12 protein-coding genes and 1 tRNA gene are annotated in these 17273 nt (G+C 56.5%); 9 read left to right on the forward strand and 4 right to left on the reverse strand.

Annotated elements, in window-relative coordinates:
- Positions 1-57: 57 nt before the first annotated feature.
- Positions 58-1857: a TrkH family potassium uptake protein gene (locus tag O4G22_RS05825; protein WP_306702395.1), complete on the reverse strand. Its 1800-nt coding sequence runs from the start codon at positions 1855-1857 to the stop codon at positions 58-60.
- Between the two features lie 201 nt (positions 1858-2058).
- Here O4G22_RS05825 and O4G22_RS05830 point away from each other — a divergent pair.
- Positions 2059-2145: transfer RNA gene (locus O4G22_RS05830), tRNA-Leu, on the forward strand.
- 109 nt (positions 2146-2254) lie between these two features.
- On the opposite strand, the gene O4G22_RS05835 is transcribed toward O4G22_RS05830, so the two are convergent.
- The 3 genes from O4G22_RS05835 to O4G22_RS05845 are packed head-to-tail and all read right to left on the reverse strand — an operon-like array spanning position 2255 to position 3384.
- The gene (locus tag O4G22_RS05835) at positions 2255-2593 is read right to left on the reverse strand and encodes a hypothetical protein (RefSeq protein WP_290488172.1); all 339 of its coding nucleotides are present in this window, start codon (positions 2591-2593) and stop codon (positions 2255-2257) included.
- A 13-nt stretch (positions 2594-2606) separates the two neighbouring features.
- Entirely contained in the window at positions 2607-3194 is a 588-nt protein-coding gene (locus tag O4G22_RS05840; RefSeq protein ID WP_306702396.1) for a M15 family metallopeptidase, read from the reverse strand.
- Entirely contained in the window at positions 3187-3384 is a 198-nt protein-coding gene (locus O4G22_RS05845) for a hypothetical protein (RefSeq protein ID WP_094136361.1), read from the reverse strand. Before O4G22_RS05845 ends, O4G22_RS05840 begins: the two co-directional genes overlap by 8 nt.
- A 533-nt stretch (positions 3385-3917) precedes the next feature.
- Here O4G22_RS05845 and O4G22_RS05850 point away from each other — a divergent pair.
- The 8 genes from O4G22_RS05850 (at position 3918) to O4G22_RS05885 (ending at position 17270) form a co-directional block, all read left to right on the forward strand.
- Positions 3918-4913, forward strand: a complete 996-nt coding sequence (locus O4G22_RS05850; protein ID WP_306713823.1) for a hypothetical protein — start codon at positions 3918-3920, stop codon at positions 4911-4913.
- Entirely contained in the window at positions 4903-6093 is a 1191-nt protein-coding gene (locus O4G22_RS05855) for a hypothetical protein (RefSeq protein ID WP_306702398.1), read from the forward strand. The genes O4G22_RS05850 and O4G22_RS05855 overlap by 11 nt, the downstream gene beginning before the upstream one ends.
- 360 nt (positions 6094-6453) lie before the next feature.
- A complete protein-coding gene (locus O4G22_RS05860) occupies positions 6454-6852 on the forward strand; it encodes a hypothetical protein (protein ID WP_306702399.1) in 399 nt (132 codons plus the stop codon).
- Positions 6853-7023: 171 nt separating this feature from the next.
- Entirely contained in the window at positions 7024-7677 is a 654-nt protein-coding gene (locus O4G22_RS05865; RefSeq protein ID WP_306713824.1) for a hypothetical protein, read from the forward strand.
- A gap of 35 nt (positions 7678-7712) precedes the next feature.
- Entirely contained in the window at positions 7713-8756 is a 1044-nt protein-coding gene (locus O4G22_RS05870) for a glycosyltransferase (protein ID WP_306702401.1), read from the forward strand.
- A 23-nt stretch (positions 8757-8779) separates the two neighbouring features.
- Positions 8780-9538 carry an alpha-1,2-fucosyltransferase gene (locus O4G22_RS05875; RefSeq protein WP_306702402.1) on the forward strand — a complete coding sequence of 253 codons (759 nt, stop codon included), beginning with the start codon at positions 8780-8782 and terminating at the stop codon, positions 9536-9538.
- Between the two features lie 29 nt (positions 9539-9567).
- On the forward strand, positions 9568-11256 hold the full coding sequence (locus tag O4G22_RS05880; RefSeq protein WP_306702403.1) for a hypothetical protein: 1689 nt from the start codon (positions 9568-9570) through the stop codon (positions 11254-11256).
- Positions 11257-11378: 122 nt separating this feature from the next.
- Complete coding sequence (locus O4G22_RS05885; protein WP_306702404.1) at positions 11379-17270, forward strand: RHS repeat domain-containing protein; 5892 nt, start codon at positions 11379-11381, stop codon at positions 17268-17270.
- Positions 17271-17273 lie beyond the last annotated feature (3 nt).

Consider the following 17273-nt stretch of genomic DNA (forward strand, 5'->3'; position numbering starts at 1 on the left):
AAGAAAGAAATTCGTTTGCTTTCTCACATGTCGTGAAAATGCGGGTAATATTCCGGTTCAACTGAGAGGCAGTCTGGTTTCCGGATACCGCAGGGGGGATTTGGTGGGTTGTTTCATGAACGCCAGCACGAAAGCCACCATGCCTACGCGTCCCACAATCATGTTGAACACGATCATCCATTTGCCGACATCGCTGAGTTCCGGAGTGACGTTCCAGGAAAAGCCTACTGTGGCGAAAGAACTGACCACTTCGAAAAACAGGCGTTCCAGGCTCAACTGCGGTTCCGCAAAACACATGACCGTAGTCATCATGCCCACCCAGGCTCCGGCAAGGATGACGGTGATGACGGCTCGTTCCACCACATTGCGGGCAATCCGGCGCTTGTGCATGACCACGTCCTTCTTACCCTGTAAGATGCGCGCCACCTCCCCGCAGGAAACGGCGAATGCGGTGGTATGGACCCCTCCCGTGGTGGAACCGGGATTGCCGCCGATGAACATGAGAGCCCCCAGAAACAAGGCGTATGGAACGCTGTTGAGCGCCATGTCCGAGATGTTGAACCCTGCCGTGCGCGCCGTTGCGTTAAACAGGCTCTCCCACAAAATCCAGTACCAAGGGTCGGCAGACGTAAACAGGCTGCCGTCAATCACTTTAATCAGGAACAGGATCAATCCGCCGCCAAGCACCAGCGCGGCGGTCATGCGTACGACCAGCCAGCTGTATGTGGACCAGTGGCGGCTGACGGTGTTCCGGTTGTCCCAGCCCAGTGCTACTCTGGCCCGGCGGACGATTTCCAGATACATGGCGAACCCCAGGCTTCCGCAAAGCACCATGACCATGATGGTGATCTGGCCACCCGTATTATAGGCTATGCCCGGAGTGGCCAGGTTATCCGCAAACAGGCTGAATCCCGCATTGCAGAAACCGGAAACGGAATGGAAGACGGCGTACCACCAGAGCGTGTCTCCCTCCAGCCCCGGAACATGTCTCCAGGAAAAATAAAGGCCTATGGCCCCCAGCGCTTCCACCCCGAACGTGACGGCAATAATATTCTTGATGAACCGGTCTACCTGGGCAATGCCTTCTTCATCCAGCAGGTTGCTGATGGTTACCTTGGAACGCAGGCTCAACCCCTGGCCTACCATCAGGGAGACGAAATAAGTGAACGTCATAATGCCGAAAGCGCCCACCTGGAAAAGCGCCAGCAAAATGGTCTGTCCGTAATTGGTGAAATGTTCATGGACATTCAGGGGGACCAGCCCCGTGACGCAGACGGCGCTGGTGCTGATGAAATAGGCGTCCGTGGCGGAAAGGACGATGCCGTCCTTGGTTGCTCCCGGAGACATGAGAAGAGTTCCTCCCAGCGCAATGAAGGCAATCAGGGTAAGCAGGAAAAGAAGGGCGGGACGGATGCGCGGGAGGTGGAATCCCCTGTTCCGGCGGGCGATGCGGAAAAAATACTCCTTGAGGTTCAGCAGAGGGGCGGCTCCGTAGCAGAGGCAGAGCGCGCGGAAAATATTCTGAAGCTCTATTTTGGAGATGAAGGTGGAACGGAAAAAGTCACCAGCCAGCATGACCAGAATCAACAGCCCCAGGCACAGTTCTACCCACCGGGGGTTGCGGATGGTTCTGGCAAGCCATTTTTCCCGCAAAATGCCGATGACGCCCGTGAGCTGGCCCAGCACCAGGAAGGAGAGAATTTCGCGGAAATAGCGCAGGGAAAGCTGGTCTTCATGGATCTCTCCGAAGCCGTTCCACCACAGCAGCCACATCAATGCGGCCAGTGTGCACAGGCCGAACCCCATTTCCATGGCCTCAAAATGGTTCAGTAGCGGTTTTTTCTTCGTCTCATTCACAAGCCTGCAATGGTGATGTTTCTGATGCTGGGGGGAGACTACTGCATACGGGAAGATTTGAGAAGCTCTTATATCGTTTCCAAAGGCGTTCCGACCAAAGGTCGGAAGACTCTTTTTGAAAAAAATTTTTTCATGTGGAGGAAAATAGTTGCCAATCCGGCGTCGCCGTGCATAATAAGCCCCGTTCTTACCAAACCATGTGCGCTCGTGGCGGAATTGGTAGACGCGCTAGATTCAGGTTCTAGTGGGGGTTCCCCCGTGAAGGTTCGAGTCCTTTCGGGCGCACCAAACAAGGCCCTGCAAGTTAACTGCTTGCAGGGCCTTACTGGTTTTATGATGTATTTGTGCATCGGCTTTGACGCAACGCCGGAAGATTGGTGAAGGGCAAGGATGAGGATTATTGATCTGTTGTTAAGGAACGCCTGTGATTTTCAGGGGAGGGGTCTTTTCCTTTTGGGGAATGAATGCCTGCGAATTGTTCATGCGCCAGCTTCATGAACATGCAGGATGAACATTTCCTTTCAGCGGTAATGCGTTGTCGGCGCTCCTGGTCGTAAAGTTTCTCGTAGCGTTCGGCGCGTTTCATTTCCCTCCAGAGGAAGATGCCCATCACGGCTGCCACGGAGGCGCCGTTTTGAACGTATTCAAGCAGGGGATTGAGTTCAGAAGTAGCCATGCAAACAACAGCAAGGGTGTTGGCTAAGACGACACTTGTAGTAACAGCGGTCTGGGTCATGGGTAAGGAAAGGTTATGTTTCGAAACTTCTGCGCGCTTCGGAAATGCTTCCGAATTGATGGAGCTGCAAATGCGGCGGATCTGTAAAGGATTTCCATGTTCCTCCCCAGTCCAGGCCGTCAATCTTTGCGTAAAGTTTACCCAGAGTGGCGTAAAGAGGATGATTTGCCAGGTAGTTGCGGCCCTGGAAAATTCCAAAATCCCAGGCCAGTCCGAAGTTGTGCCAACTTTGGCCGCCACGGGCATTCGTTACTTTCGGGCGTTGTCCGTAGAGGGCCTCCTGTTCGGCATACGTGCGCGTTCCGCAGATAATTTTTACTTCATATTCCTGGTTGATGGCTTTATCCAGGGCCAGTTTGAACCATTGCCGGGCGGCTTTTTGCGCTTCCGGCAGCAGGGTGGAGATGTTCCGTTCAGTGCGTTCGTCAAAGCATCCGGTCTCCATTTTGTATCGGTCGGCGTCCGTAGCCCAGCGTTCCGCTCCGGCCCGCGTGCCGTTGCCGGGAATGCCGTCAATGGCTCCGTGGTAGTATCCGGCCAGACGCAAGAGCCTTTGCCAATAGAAGGTATCTTTCTGAAGGTCGGAAATGCTGTTAGCCATTGTCGTGGTCTTCCTGTTCCTTTTTCCGGTCTTTGGTGACGATGCCGATGAGGCCTGCCGCCGCCATGCCTGCGGCGATAATCTGGTCGGCAAGCGTTTGTTCGATAGTGGCTCCGCAGGCTGTGGCCAGGGCAAGGAGGCCCAGCCATGTGGAACGTTCCGTCAGTCGGTTGAGAATGTATTTGAACATGTGATTGTCGGTTAGCGTTAAAAAGTTTTCTCTGTACGGAGAGCTCCAGTTTGCCGGGGATGCTCAAGGCGCCGGAAAAAGATTTTTCCCGGAATCTCTTATCTGTGAGGCAGGCAGGGGCTGGCCTCCGTGCAAGTTGTTCTGATGTTGGTGCCGCGATTTGCAAAGATTCCGCGGATACTTTTATTGCTTGCCCTAATCGGCAAAATCCGTCACAGGAAACGATACTTGTATTTTATTCATGAAGATACCATAATGCGCCAACCAACGCCATTATGAATAACCGTTTAACATCGTTTATCATCCGTAGATTTCTACCATTTCTTCGATATGAATATCTCAGGGAATTGGAAGCGTACCTCAGAAAAGAGGTAACCAATTTCCCTACAGTAATTCCTCCTGAATCTTTTTCCGACCGCCAGCAGCTGGAGGCATACCGCAGGGCTCTCGGGCAAACTATTATTTCCGGCATTTGTTACCGGATGTACGGCCTTAAAAAGGAGACGGATAGGATTTACCGTATTTTCCTCCTTTTGCAAACGTGCAGTTCCGGAGAGGCTACCGCGGATTTGCGGGAATACGCCGAGTCATTGGGCGTTTCCGTCAACAGAGATTTCTCCAATGGAATTGAGCTCGCCGTTTTGCATTTTCTGGACGGCAATATCAGCTTGCTCAGGCAGATTGAGGAGCTGCATTCCATTAAAAAGAGGAAATCGTATCGGATTCTTCCCCCTATGAAGGATGTGCTTCCTTTCCCCATGATTACGGAGAAAGAAAGGGAGAAGGAAAAAGAAGGCTGCCGTCAATATCTGTCCCGGATTTTGTCGGAGAAGGGAATGACTGACGTATGCGTTATCAGCTGTGACCGGATTTCCTCTGATTACTGGTTTACCATCAAACGGGGGCATTATCAGGAGACCGTTGATGAGGTTGACACGTCGGCCAAAGAAATAGTCAGCAGCATACGTACTCCCGGTAATACGGACATTGTCATCTACAGGGGGAGTTCGAAATGCCTGTACGTCAATTTACAGGTTAACGCCAGAATCCAATGGATGATGCGGGCCTATGCCGTGATTGCGGGCCGCATGCTGTTCGGTTCGGATATTTGGGAATTAAGGAACCGCTATACCATGGGCGTCTTTAATAAGAAGTCCATTGCCGACATTGAGGTGTTCAATAATATTCCGGGTCTGCGAAGGGTTGCTGTTTATAAGCTTGTCATGTCCAGGCCTCTCCATGCAAGGAAGAGGACGGAGAAAGAGGTGTTGATGAGAGGATTTACAGGCACTTACAAAAGCCTTTCCGAGCTTGGCGATGAAGATGGTCCCCTGATTGTCGTCCCCAGCGGGTTCCATGTGGACAAAGCGTTTTTTTATTTTGAGTTTGAAGAAGGAAACCCGAAAACCGTTTCTTTGACTCCCGATTCCAATGGCCTGGAATTGGAAAGCGAGCAATACAGGCTCATTGATATGTATTTTGAACAGGCTGGTTTTGACCAGTTGTACAATCGGATTCATGGAGCTTAATTACGGCAATATCCTCGATATCATTATTGAAAGTGAGAGCCTGGAGTCTCCCGATTGGATATGGAAAGCCAGGGTGGGCGGGGATTTTTATCCGGGGCACTGGGTATGCGGCTGTAAACTTGCCGGAATATCCAGTGACTATTACAACCCCGGCGATATCGGCAATCCTTTGAAAGTGGTGGCTCTGCCTCCGGAAGAAGAGCCTTTCTACGAGTACGGAGGGAACCCCGGGGAAGAAGACCGCAGGCGTTTTTATGTATTGAAGGAACCCTGCTGCCGGGAGCCTGTTGAGAGAAGCGAGCTTTTCGTGCATGCCCTGGTGTTCAGGAAGATCGCTTTGAATATTGCCCGTTCCTGCGGAAAGACGGAGAGGGAGATCAGCGGAACGGAGCTGATTCCGGAGTGCCTGATCAGGCTTTTTGATTTTCCCGTAACCGCCTATTTTTCTTTTGCTTTTGATGAGCGGCTTGTTTCCAGATGCCTGCGTGTCATCCGGCAGGCACAGCCGGAAAAGCCCTTTCTTCTCTTTGTAATGGGGAAGCGTTGGCGGACTGCCGCCATGGAGGCTGCAATTGTTGAGAAGTACCAAGGCATCGTTGTTTCCATTCCCGACGTCATGGTGACGACGAAAGATGGATTTGCCTGGGCATACGGTTATTCCTGGGAATGGCTCAGGGAGGGCATGCCTGTTCATGCGCGTACGGGGGAAAGTCTTCCAACCGGCGCCATGTGGGAGGATCTGTGGATTTCCGTGACCGATGAGAGGGAAATAGTTTTTTCCTGTTCACGGGGCAGTGGGGAAGTGAAGGAATTCATGAGGTTTTCCTATCGGGAGGAAAAACGTTTTTTCAGCAGGCAACGGGCGGCTGTGGGACAGGATTCCACGAAGCCGGCTTATAAGATGCTGTTTTTGTACGTAATGAATCCGGATAAAGCCTGTTTGGACAAGGAACTTCTGAAAAGGGCCGGAATCGGGAATGAGGCGGAAGCCAGGTCGGATTTGAGAAAAGTTCTTATGGAAAGGCTGCCCCAGCTGGCGGAAAGGGACCCGTTTGCAAAGAAAAGGGAGAAGTCAAGGCAGGGTATGTACCGCCGGTTTCAGGTAGTTCCCTGTAAATCTTATATCCGTCCTTTGGAACTGATGCTTTCGTTTGAAAGGAAGCAGGAAAGGCACAGGTAGGAGGGCAAGCCGTTATAAACCCTCCCCATGAGCGGCTAGCTGGATGAGCTTATTCGTCCAGCTAGCCGCTTTCTTTTGATAAATATATGAATTTCAAATAATAATGATGATGAATATGTGAGGCGTTTTTCGCTAGCTGGATAAGTCCGCACAGGGTTGGTGAATATGCACGAAAAGCAATCACCACCCTTGTTGGAAACCGTGGAAAACCACGCCTTATACCTCGTTCAGCGCCTCCGAACAAAAGCAGAATCCATCGGGTTTCAGATATCTGAGGAAGAATATCTGGATGTCCTCCAACGGTTCAGAATCCGGTGCTGGGAAATTTGCCGCCGTTACCGGAAAAGCGGAGGCGCCGGCATGAAAACATACCTAGGCAATGTAACCGTTTTTGAGCCGGAACGCTATTTGCGCGAAAGGAACCGGAAGAAGAGGCTGCTGCTGCGGAAAGCCCGTCCGCTTGAATATGAAGATGGCCGGGAAATTGACGCTGACGGGCATTCGGACTTCCTTTCCGGTCTGATGTTCCGGGAAGACTTCGAGCGGGAAATGGAATCCCTAGAGCCGCAGGAAAGGGAGCTGGTTGAGGCATTGATTGACGCTGAAGGAAATTTGTCACGGGCAGCCAGAAGCATTCATCTGGAGGAAAGCAGGGCGCGCCGCCTCAGGAAACGGCTCCGGGAAGAAAAATTCACTTTTTTAAGAAATAGGCGGCGAATTTCCGGAAACGCGGCAAGCAATCATTGTGAAGGCAGATGAACGTTCTTTCTTTTCTGGTGCATGCCCTGTCCGGGACAGCTCCGTGAAGATCCGTTTATTCACTTTATCAAGAACCATAAGCATTTGAAAAACAAAATGATGAATACAACAAAAACATGCGGGAATTCCAGTTCCCGGCCTCAGCGTTCGGAAAGTTCCCTTTCCTGTCCCGTGGCAGATGCCGCGGCAGGCCCCTCCCATAACCCCCTGCTTCCTGTAGGCACGGTTACCGGAGATATCAGGAACAACGACATTGTTCTTCCCCGCCTGAACATTGTTCAAAGCGTAGGCGCTCTTTCCGGGATATTTTCCCCCGGCAGCATCATCCTCAACAGGGAAGTCGTGCTTTCCGACGGAAGCGTCCCACTGGAGCTTTCCGTGCTTTCCGCGCGCAAGCAGTTTATTGAAAAACTTCCCTTTGATTCCGTGGAGAAGCCTGCCGTTTTCAATTCTCTGGAAGAGGTAAAAGCCTCCGGAGGCATGGTCGGCAGAGATCCGGGAAACCGGCCTTCTTTCACTCCCATCCTGCATGTGCAGGCGCTTTTCAAGGCGCCGGAGGGCGTGGATTATCCCTTTCCCCTGGAGTACGAAGGAGAGGCTTTCGGGCTGGCCGCCTGGTCCCTGCGCGGCATGGCTTATTACCTTGCGGGGCGCGACATCCTCACGGCTTCCAGATTTGCCCTGAAGAATGAATTGTTCGCCGGCAAGTGGAAGCTGACTACCAGGCTCAGGAGACTGGAACATAATGGCATTTTCATTCCCGCGCTGCGCAGTGCGGGCCGCAGTACACCGGAATTCTCCTCCTTCATCAGGAGCATCGGTTAAATTTTACTCACCCTCCGCAACGAAGAGCAGCGCTCATGAGCAGTCCAATCAAAAGATTATTCGTCAACGGGTTCCCGAGCCTCTACGGAGGAGCGGGAACGGAACTTCATCACCAGATCATTGTCTGGCGCAAGATGGGCGTGGAAGTCCATCTCATTCCCTCCTGGGATTACCACGGGGAGCCTCTTTACAACGAGATGGTTTCTCTGGGCGTCATCATGCACGCCCCCGCGGACTGGTCGGCCGTTCAGCCCAGCGACCCCGTGCTCGGTTTCTGCAATGCCGATTTCCTCAATGCCTTGTCGGAAATACGCAGGCATACGAAACGCACTGTTTTCATCAACTGCATGACATGGCTTTTCCCCAGGGAAAAGGAGGCCATGCAGAAGGGGGAAATCGCCATGTTCCTCTATCAGAATGAAGCCGTCCGCCAAGAAACCATGCCCGTGCTGCGCAAGCTCAACGGCGACCCGCAAGTGCAGTTCCTGACCTTCAGGCCTTATTTCCATGCGGAATCCTTTCCCTTTATCCGGGAACGAGATGAAGATTTCTTCGGCTGTGGGCGCATCTCCCGCCAGGATGCCGACAAGTTCGCGACCAACACCCTGCGTATCTACGACGCGTTCGTATCCCCCGTGGAGAAGCGCGGCCTTTTTCTCGGTTTTGACAAGAGGAGCGAAGCCAAGATAGGTCGGCCCTTCGACTGGATTCGGACTGCCCGCAATCAAAGGGAAGTTTCCCAGCAGGATTTTTATCGGCACTGCCGGATCATCCTCCAGCCGACGGATACGACGGAAAACTGGCCCCGCATCGGCTTTGAGGCGATGGCCAGCGGGAGCGTGCTCATTGTGGATAACCGGGGCGGGTGGCGGCAGATGGTGGAGCACGGCAAAACAGGATGGCTGTGCGGCAGCGAAAGGGATTTCATCTACTACGCTTCCAAAATGGCCTGCGAACCGAATCTTCGCGACGACATGGCGGAGGCGGCCCGCGCGCGCGGCCGGGCGCTGGGCGGGCTGGATGTTTCCCTGGAGAGCTGGAAGGAAGTGCTGGAGGCGATGGCAAGGCTCCCGGAATGAACATGGAACGGAAAACCGGACTTATGAATAAAAAATATGTTTCCCCGTGTTTCCTGCCCGGCATGCGACTGGGTAACATCATGTTCACGCTGGCGGCCGCCTGCGCCCACTCCCGGAACGTAGGTGTGGAGTGCCGGGTGCCCTGGACCTATAACGACGCTTCCCTGATGCTGCGTGCCCGGCTCGGCGGCTGGGTGCTCCCTTCTACGCCGTGCGGCACCAATGAACCTCCATCCTGGCAGGAGCCTTCCTTTTCCTATTGTCCGATTCCCGCCCGCATCCGGACGGGCGGGCTTCGCGGCTACTTCCAGAGCGCGCGGTATTTGGAAGGGCAGGAAGCGTTCATCCGGGCGCTTTTTGCGCCTCTCACCGCGGAGAAGGAGCCCGGCTCCGTTGGCATTCACATCCGGCTTGGAGACTACAGGCGTCTCCGGGACAAGCACCGCATTCTGGACCCTGATTTCCTGCGGCGAGCCGCAGGCCATTTATCACCCGGGAAGAACCGTCTGGTGCTGTTCAGTGATGAGCCGGACGAGGCGGCGGAGATGCTTGCGCGCATGCCGGCATTCGGTCGTTTTGCGCTGGAGATTGACCGCGGCTCTCCGTGCGAATCCCTCCGCCGCATGACAGCGATGGAGGAACTCGTTATGTCCTGTTCTTCCTTTTCCTGGTGGGGCGCGTGGCTGGGAAATACCCGGAATGTCATCGTTCCGCGCGACTGGTTTGTCGGCGGTGTGGAAGACTACCGGGATATTTACCTTCCCCATTGGGTGACACTGTAATTCCGCCACGAACCCATACCCGTAAAACAATGAATACAAGAACCGTTACAAGCCTCTGGGTGGGCGGGGAACTTCCCCTGATGTCCGTTCTCTGCATCAAATCGTTCCTGGACCATGGCCATGCTTTCCAGCTTTTCACCTACCGGAATTACGACAATATTCCCGCGGGAACACTTGTGCGCGATGCGCGGGATATTCTTCCGGAGGAGGCGATTTTCCATGATTCCCACAATAGCCTGGCGCCGTTTTCCGATTGGTTCCGCATGAAATTCCTTTCACAGGAAGGCGGCTTCTGGGTGGATATGGACGTCATCTGCCTGGGTGATGAACTTCCTTCCCCTCCTCTCTGGTATTGTAAGGAGTGGGCGGAGGTGGTGGCCGTGGGCGCCATGGCCTTTCCTCCCGGTCATTCCGTTCCCGCAACTCTGTGCCGCCTTGCCGAGGATCCGGCGCTCCGCGTCCCTTGGGACTCTCCGGAAGAAATCCGGGCCAAGGAGGAACTGCTCCGCCGTGTGCCGGATGTCGCCGATCGCCGTCGCCAGGTGCCATGGGGATTTTGCGGCCCCACCGGGATGACGCGCGCGTTGCGCCACTACGGCCTGTTTGACCGGGCCGCTCCGTCTTCCCACATGTATCCGGTCCCCTGGACGAGATGGCGCGACTGCTACAACGGCAACATACGCCTTGCCGGACCGGAATTGTCCAATGCCTGGTGCGTCCACCTCTGGGGAGAGATGGCCAGGCGGGAGCCGGATGCCTGGGAAAATATGAGCCGCAACAGCATGGCAGGCGAACTGCTGGACCGGCATCTGCCGGGCCACGCTTGGAAGCCTGCCCCCGGATCGCGTAAAAAAGTGAATATCTTGGTGGGCATCTGCAGCTGCACAGGCGCGGCGAACCGCCGCAAGGCGTGCCGGGAGACCTGGCTTTCCCATCCTCAGGAGGGTGTGGAATGCAGATTTTTCCTGGGGCGGCGCACTCCCTTGCCCCATGAGTCCGATGTAGTGGCCCTTTGGGTGGAGGACGATTACAGGCACCTGCCCGCCAAGGGGCTCGCCTTTTATCAATATGCCCTGGAACATTATGACTTTGACTGGCTTTTCAAGTGCGACGACGATACCTATCTGGCGCTTGACCGCCTGAAAAGCCTCTGCGACGGCCGTTATGACCTTGTGGGCGACATGTCCCTGGCGGACAGGGGATTCCCCAGCGGCGGAGCGGGCTACCTGATGAGCCGGGCGCTAGTGGAGGGCATGGTGGCGCACGGCGGCCGGGTTCCCGCCGCCGGGGCGGAGGACGTCATCTTCGGCCGGCTGGCGCGGGAATTGGGCGCGCGCGTCCATGCCACGCCGCGTCTCTTCCTCAGCCATGCTCCGGCGCCCCACCGCCTGAATGACCAGGTGAGCGCCCATTGGTGCTCTCCAGGTAAGATGTACGGCATTGAGGCCCTTTTCCATGATGAGCCGGTGGCCGTTTATGACGCCGTGCATCCCCATTGGAGGGATGAACTCCTGTTTTTTACCCGGGGCCGTTTCATGCGCGGCGCCGGCGGCTGCGCCGGGCGCTACGTCCTGCAGGACGGGCTTCTCACGCTGTTCTGGAATGACTGGACGCCGGAAGCTCTGGAAAAAAACGGCAGCGGATTTTCCCGCGGTCCGTTCTCCCTGACCCCCGTCGCCGGCAGCCGGCAGATACCTTTTCCGAAGTCCGTGTCCTGACGGGCATGGTCTCCATTCCCTGTTCTTCCTTCCCCGTCCGCCGTGGTGCGGACGGATGGGAAGATGAACCAATCTACTCGGCGTTTATAGACGTCGCAATCAAGCAACAACCATCACACACCATGTATACCAACGAACAACAAAACGACGCCCCCACGTTGAACAGGGGGTCCGCCAACAAGATGAACCCCAACCCCGCCGCCGGGCTTCCCGGGGCGGACGGCCAGCCTGGCGCGCCTGGCGCCGCGACATCCCTCAATGCCATATCCACCCCCATCCAGCCCTACGGCGCGGATACTGTCATCTATGAAAAATCCGACAACTTCGTTCAGACGTCTGCCGGAGCCGATGTCTTCATGTCCCCCGTCAACGACACCTTCAACGTCCCGGAAGGCGGGGCCACGGCCGTGGCCAGCCTGACGGTGGACGACTGGGGCAAGCTGACCATCTCCGGCCCGGGCGGCACCTTCGAACTGGACCTGACCCCTGACGCCGATGAACCCGGAGAACTGGGAGGCCACCAGGAATGGACCAAATCAGGCTCCTTTGAACTATCCGAAGGAACGTACGCCCTCTCCATCACGCACCAGAACATCGACATACCGCACAACGAATACAACCAATCCGTATGCCGCTATTCCGTGACGGTGACTGCCCATGGAAGCTCCGGCGGTTCATCCAGCTCCTCCAGCAGCTCCTCTTCGGACGTGCCGCCGGAAGAAAAGGAAATCTGCTGCCGTTGCGGTACGTGCACGGACACGGAAGGCAACGAATACACCATTGCGGCGGAAAAACTGCCGGGTGACCCCGGCGTGGAAATCTGCATGTCCCAGGCCGAATTCCTGGCCGGGGGAGGGGCTCCGTCTCCCGCGGCCTTCAGCCTCCGCGCCGCGGAAAACGCCCGTGAAACGGCGGAAGCCTGCGGCGGCCTGAAATACGTAAGCCCATGGGCCTGGCGCGCCCATCTGGACGAAACGTCCGGCCTCATCACCATCATGCCGCCGGCGGGCGCCGCGCTTTACTTCAACGTGCAGGCCGGTTCCGATGCGGCCCTCCCCGCGGGCATCTCCCGCAAGCGCGACTTCAGGGTGCAGCTGCTGGACGAAACCCTGGCGCCTGCCGCTTCCGGCGCCCCCGCCTACCTTTCCCTGGTGGACGCGGACGGGCAAAACATCCGCTTCTCCGCGGAAACCGGCGCCGTGGTCGCCATGACCTCCGCCTCCGGCAAAGTGCTCCTGGCGGAAGACTACTTCCGCAATGTAAACAATACGTATGATCCTGCGGGCAACCTGGTAAGCAGCTACAGCGCCGCGGAGGGGCTGATGCGCACCCGGACCGGAGCGGACGGAGAACTCGTCCTGGAATGGTACGCTCCCGCCGCCGTCACGGCTCTGGCCGACGGAACATACGAAGTAACGGGAGAACCCTATAAAACCTCCTCCTACCTGTCCTCGGAAGAAAACGGCGTGCGGACCACCGTCATCACGCGCCAGCAGCGCGGACTGCCGGCCCACACCATCACCCGTACGGAAGAACCCGGCAAAGTCAGCATCGCCAAAGGCCAGGGGGACGACACCATCATCCGCACCATTGAAACCAACCGCCTCTACGGAGGCCTCTCGGAACGCATCGAAACCGTCAGAGGCATCAACGACGCCGAGCCGGTCGCCTGCAACCGCAGCGTCAGGCAATACACGGACGGCGGCTGGCTGCTGGTAAGCGAAACGGAAGCCTTCAACACGCCGCTGGCGCGGACGACCTCCTACGAATACAACAGCCAGTACCGCGTCTCCCGCATCAACCGTCCGGACGGCGGCTACACGCGCTATGAATACGACGGCGAAGGACGGGTCACGCTTGAGGCGACGCCCTGGGCCGGCGGAGGAGAACAGGTAACCCGGACCGAATACGCCGGCCTGCGCTTCTACGACAACCGTCCGGCGCGTATCGCCGAATCCCGGGTGCTGTCCGACGGCACGGAAATCGAACTGACGGCCGCCGCTTACGCCTATGAGCGCTCCCCCCTCATGGAACGTGTGACCAAAACCGTGACTGCCGCCGGTTCCGGCCAGGAACAGACAAGCGTGGAAGAAACGTATGGAGAAGCCGCCGCCTATCCCTATGCCGCCGGGCAAACCAAATTCACCCGGGACATTGCCGGCGTGGAAACCTTCTATAACTATGAGGCGGCCGCGGAACACGGCGCCGCGCACAAAAAGACGGCCGTTACCAAGGTCGGCGGCGAACTGGCGGCCGGACAGAGCCGCAAGACGGAATCATTCCTTGCCGCCAACGACACGGTGCTTGTTGAACAGGAAAGCGTCTGGGATGGCGACAACTGGCTGCTGCTCTCAAGCGGCGCCCATGAATACGACGAAGAAGGCCGCCGCACGAAAACCACCCGGGGCAACGGCCGCGTCAGCGCCACGTCCTGGATGTGCTGCGGCAAGCTCTCGGAAACGGACGAAGACGGAATCCTGACGTCGTACGGCTACAACAGCGCCCACCAGCTGGTGGAAACCATCCGTTCGGAAATCAGCGACGGAAACACGGTCATTACCCCGGAAACCATCACCACCTACACCCGGGACGCCGCCGGGCGCGCCCTGCAGACGCGCCGGGACAGGGGAGCCATGACCACGACGGAAAGCGTGGAATACGACAGGCTCGGCCGTATCGTCAGGCAAACCGATGTGTTGGGCCGCGTGACGGCGACAGCCTACAGCGAAGACGGCCTGACGGAAACCGTCACGACGCCCGCCGGCGCCACCCTCGTCACCGAACGTCACCCCGACGGCTCCGTACTCCATGAATACGGCACGGGACAGCGCGAACGCCGCCATGTCTATGACATCGACCATAACTGCCTGAGGGAAACCGTTACCCTGGCCGGCCAGACCACCATCCTCTCCCGGACCCTGGTCAACGGCTTCGGACAAAGCGTCCTGCAAGTGACGCCCACGACTGCCGGGTTCCTGTATGACCATTCCGAATATAATGCACAGGGGCGCCTCATCCGCACATGGAGAGATACGGGAACGCAGGAGGGGGCCGTCGCCATGGCGCCCATGCTCTACGAATACGACGCCTTCGGCAACATGACCAGGGAAACGCTCGCCCTGGCGGAGCAGCCCGCACCGGACAACAGCCCCATCCGGGAATATGCCTTCAGCGTGGAAAACGCGGAAGACGGCGTCTATCTGGTCACGGCGCAAACCCGCTACCATGCAGATGGACATCCGCTCGTCTCCGTACGGAAGCAGCTCCTGTCTGAACTCTCCGAAGTTCTGGAAACAAAAACCATAAATATCGACGAACGCGGCTTGACTTCGGCGGAATGGACGGAGTATGCTGAAAATACGAAAAGAATCCAAAAGAGCGTTATCCCCTCTTCCAGCGTCACGGCTCAAACGGTGGCGGCGGACGGCCTGATGCTCTCGCAGCAGAACCACGCGGGCATCACGGAAACGGCCGCCCGCGCCTATACGGCCACGGGCGTGACCCTGACCCGCACGGACGGCCGCGGCAACACAACGACGGTCCGGACCGACCTGGCCGGACGCGCCGTCAGCGTGACGGAAGCCGCCGGAAATGAAACCGTCACGCAGTACGACGCCCGCTTTGACCTGGCCGCCGTAGTGACGGACGCGCTGGGAAATACGACGTGCGCCGGATACGACGCCAGAGGCCGGAAAACGGCCGAATGGGGAACGGGGACGCAGCCCCTGCTGATGGGCTACGACGAGGCGGACCGCCTGGTGAGCCTGACCACCTTCCGCGCGGCGCAGGAAGGAGACATCGCGGAAGACCCCACCGGCCGCGCGGACGGCGACACCACCGCCTGGAGCTATGACGACGCCACGGGGCTGGAAACGCGCAAAACCTATGCCGACGGAACGCACGTGGACAAAACCTGGGACGCCTTCAACAGGCTCGCCACGGAAACAAACGCCCGCGGCATCGTGAAGACCCGCACTTACGAACAGGCCCGCGGGCTGCTGGCGGGAATCAGCTACTCGGACGCCACGCCCGGCCAGAGCTTCGCCTACGACCACCTCGGCCAATTGACGCAAATCACGGATGCCGCCGGAACGCGGACCTTCGCCTGCAATCCCTACGGAGAACCGGAAACAGACTGCCTTGAGGCAAACGGCCTCTCCTGGCAGGTCTCCGAACTCTATGACGGGCTCGGCCGTCAGGCAGGGTATGAATTAAGCGCAGACGGCCGCCGCGTCCAGCAGGAGCGCCTGTCCTATGACGGCAAAGGCCGCCTCTCCGCCCTCGCGGCGGAAGGCATGGAAAACCCCTTCTCCTGGACCTACTGCGAACAGGGAGGGCTTGTGGAACAACTCGCCTACCCCAACGGCATGACCCGGGTCAACACCTATGAAAGCAGCCGCGACCTCCTCTCCGTCATCGACTACCAGAGGCCCGGAAGCACCAACCCGCCGGCGAGACATGAATACGACTACGACGCGCTGGGCCGTCCGACCCGGCGCAGGGACACGTGGAACACGGCGGAGCCCAAAACGACGCGTTTGTTCACCTACAACAGCCGCGGCGAACTGATCGGAGACCAGCTCAGGCCCGGAGGGCGCTTCGGCTACCAGTACGACAACATCGGCAACCGGAAGGAAGCCTTCGAATTCGGCAACACGACGGACTATGAAACCGATGAACTCAACCGATACGCGGGCATCGCCGGAAATGGCGCGGCGGCATTCGTTCCCCAATACGACGCCGACGGCAACCAGACGCTGGTGAAAACTTCCACCGGCATCTGGACAATCACCTACAACGCCGAAAACCGGCCTGTGAAATTTGAAAGCGAGGACGGCGGGACAACCGTGGAATGCGCCTACGACTCCATGGGCAGGAGGTTTGAGAAAAAAGTGACGGTCGGAGGGACAACGGGCTTCCACGCGCGCTACCTCTACCGGGACTACCTGCAGGTGGCGGAGTGCGACTTGACCGGGGAAACGCCGAAGCTTGTGCGCAGCTACCTCTGGGACCCCTCGGAACCTCAGGCCACGCGCGTCCTGGCCATGACGCGCTGGGAGGCGAACGGGACGCAAGTGAAAGAGCATCTCTACTGCATGCACGACGCGATGAAGAACGTCACTTCCCTCTTCGGGGAAGCGCGCGGACGCCGCGCCCTGTATGAATACCGTCCGTATGGAGGGCTGGTCACGTCGGAAGGCAACATGGCGCAAGAGAACAAATTCCGCTTCTCGTGCGAATACATGGACGACGAGCTCGGCCTCATCTACTACAACTACCGGCATCTCAATCCGCGCGACGGCAGGTGGATCAGCCGAGATCCCATCGCGGAACAGGGCGGTTGGAATTTGTTCGCCTTTGTAGGAAATAACGGAGTGAACAGATGGGATTATCTTGGAGAATTTTATAAAGGAACTTGGTATAGTGCTTTTAAATATTCCTACAGCAGTACTCCGGTAGACAAGGCTCTGTGGATTAGTGGTAAATTTTCCATTGCTGGGGTATTGACAAAAACTGCAATGGATCATGCAGACGGAGCTATCTCAGGTAATTGGACACTTAATGCCGCTGAAGCTGAAATTGCAAAAAAAGAGTTTGAAAGTTCAAGTAAGCATGACGCATCTGGAAAATCATTTAAAGATTGGTTTGAAAATTATCTGAAGGTAAACTATTGTTCTAAACCTGATGGGATGTATAAAATGAAAACATACGCGCATAATTTCAAATCTAATAAAGGTACAGATATATATACCGCTTTTGGTGATGCACGACTTACATTTGATGGTGAAATATGTAAAATGAAGGAGTCAGGAAAATGTATTGTAGAATACCTTATTAATGTTAATTTAACTGATTACTATACATTTATAAGTCCTGCGAATAGAAAATTAGCAACAACTTTCCGAGGTCAAAAATCACCTACAGCTGTCGGATATCGATTAGAAGATAGTGGATATTTGCGACCTTTCCATGTTAATGGGAAATGGGAGATGAGAGGGCGTAAAGAGTTTTAAGAA

The organism is Akkermansia muciniphila (assembly GCF_030848305.1).
Taxonomy (GTDB): domain Bacteria; phylum Verrucomicrobiota; class Verrucomicrobiia; order Verrucomicrobiales; family Akkermansiaceae; genus Akkermansia; species Akkermansia muciniphila_A.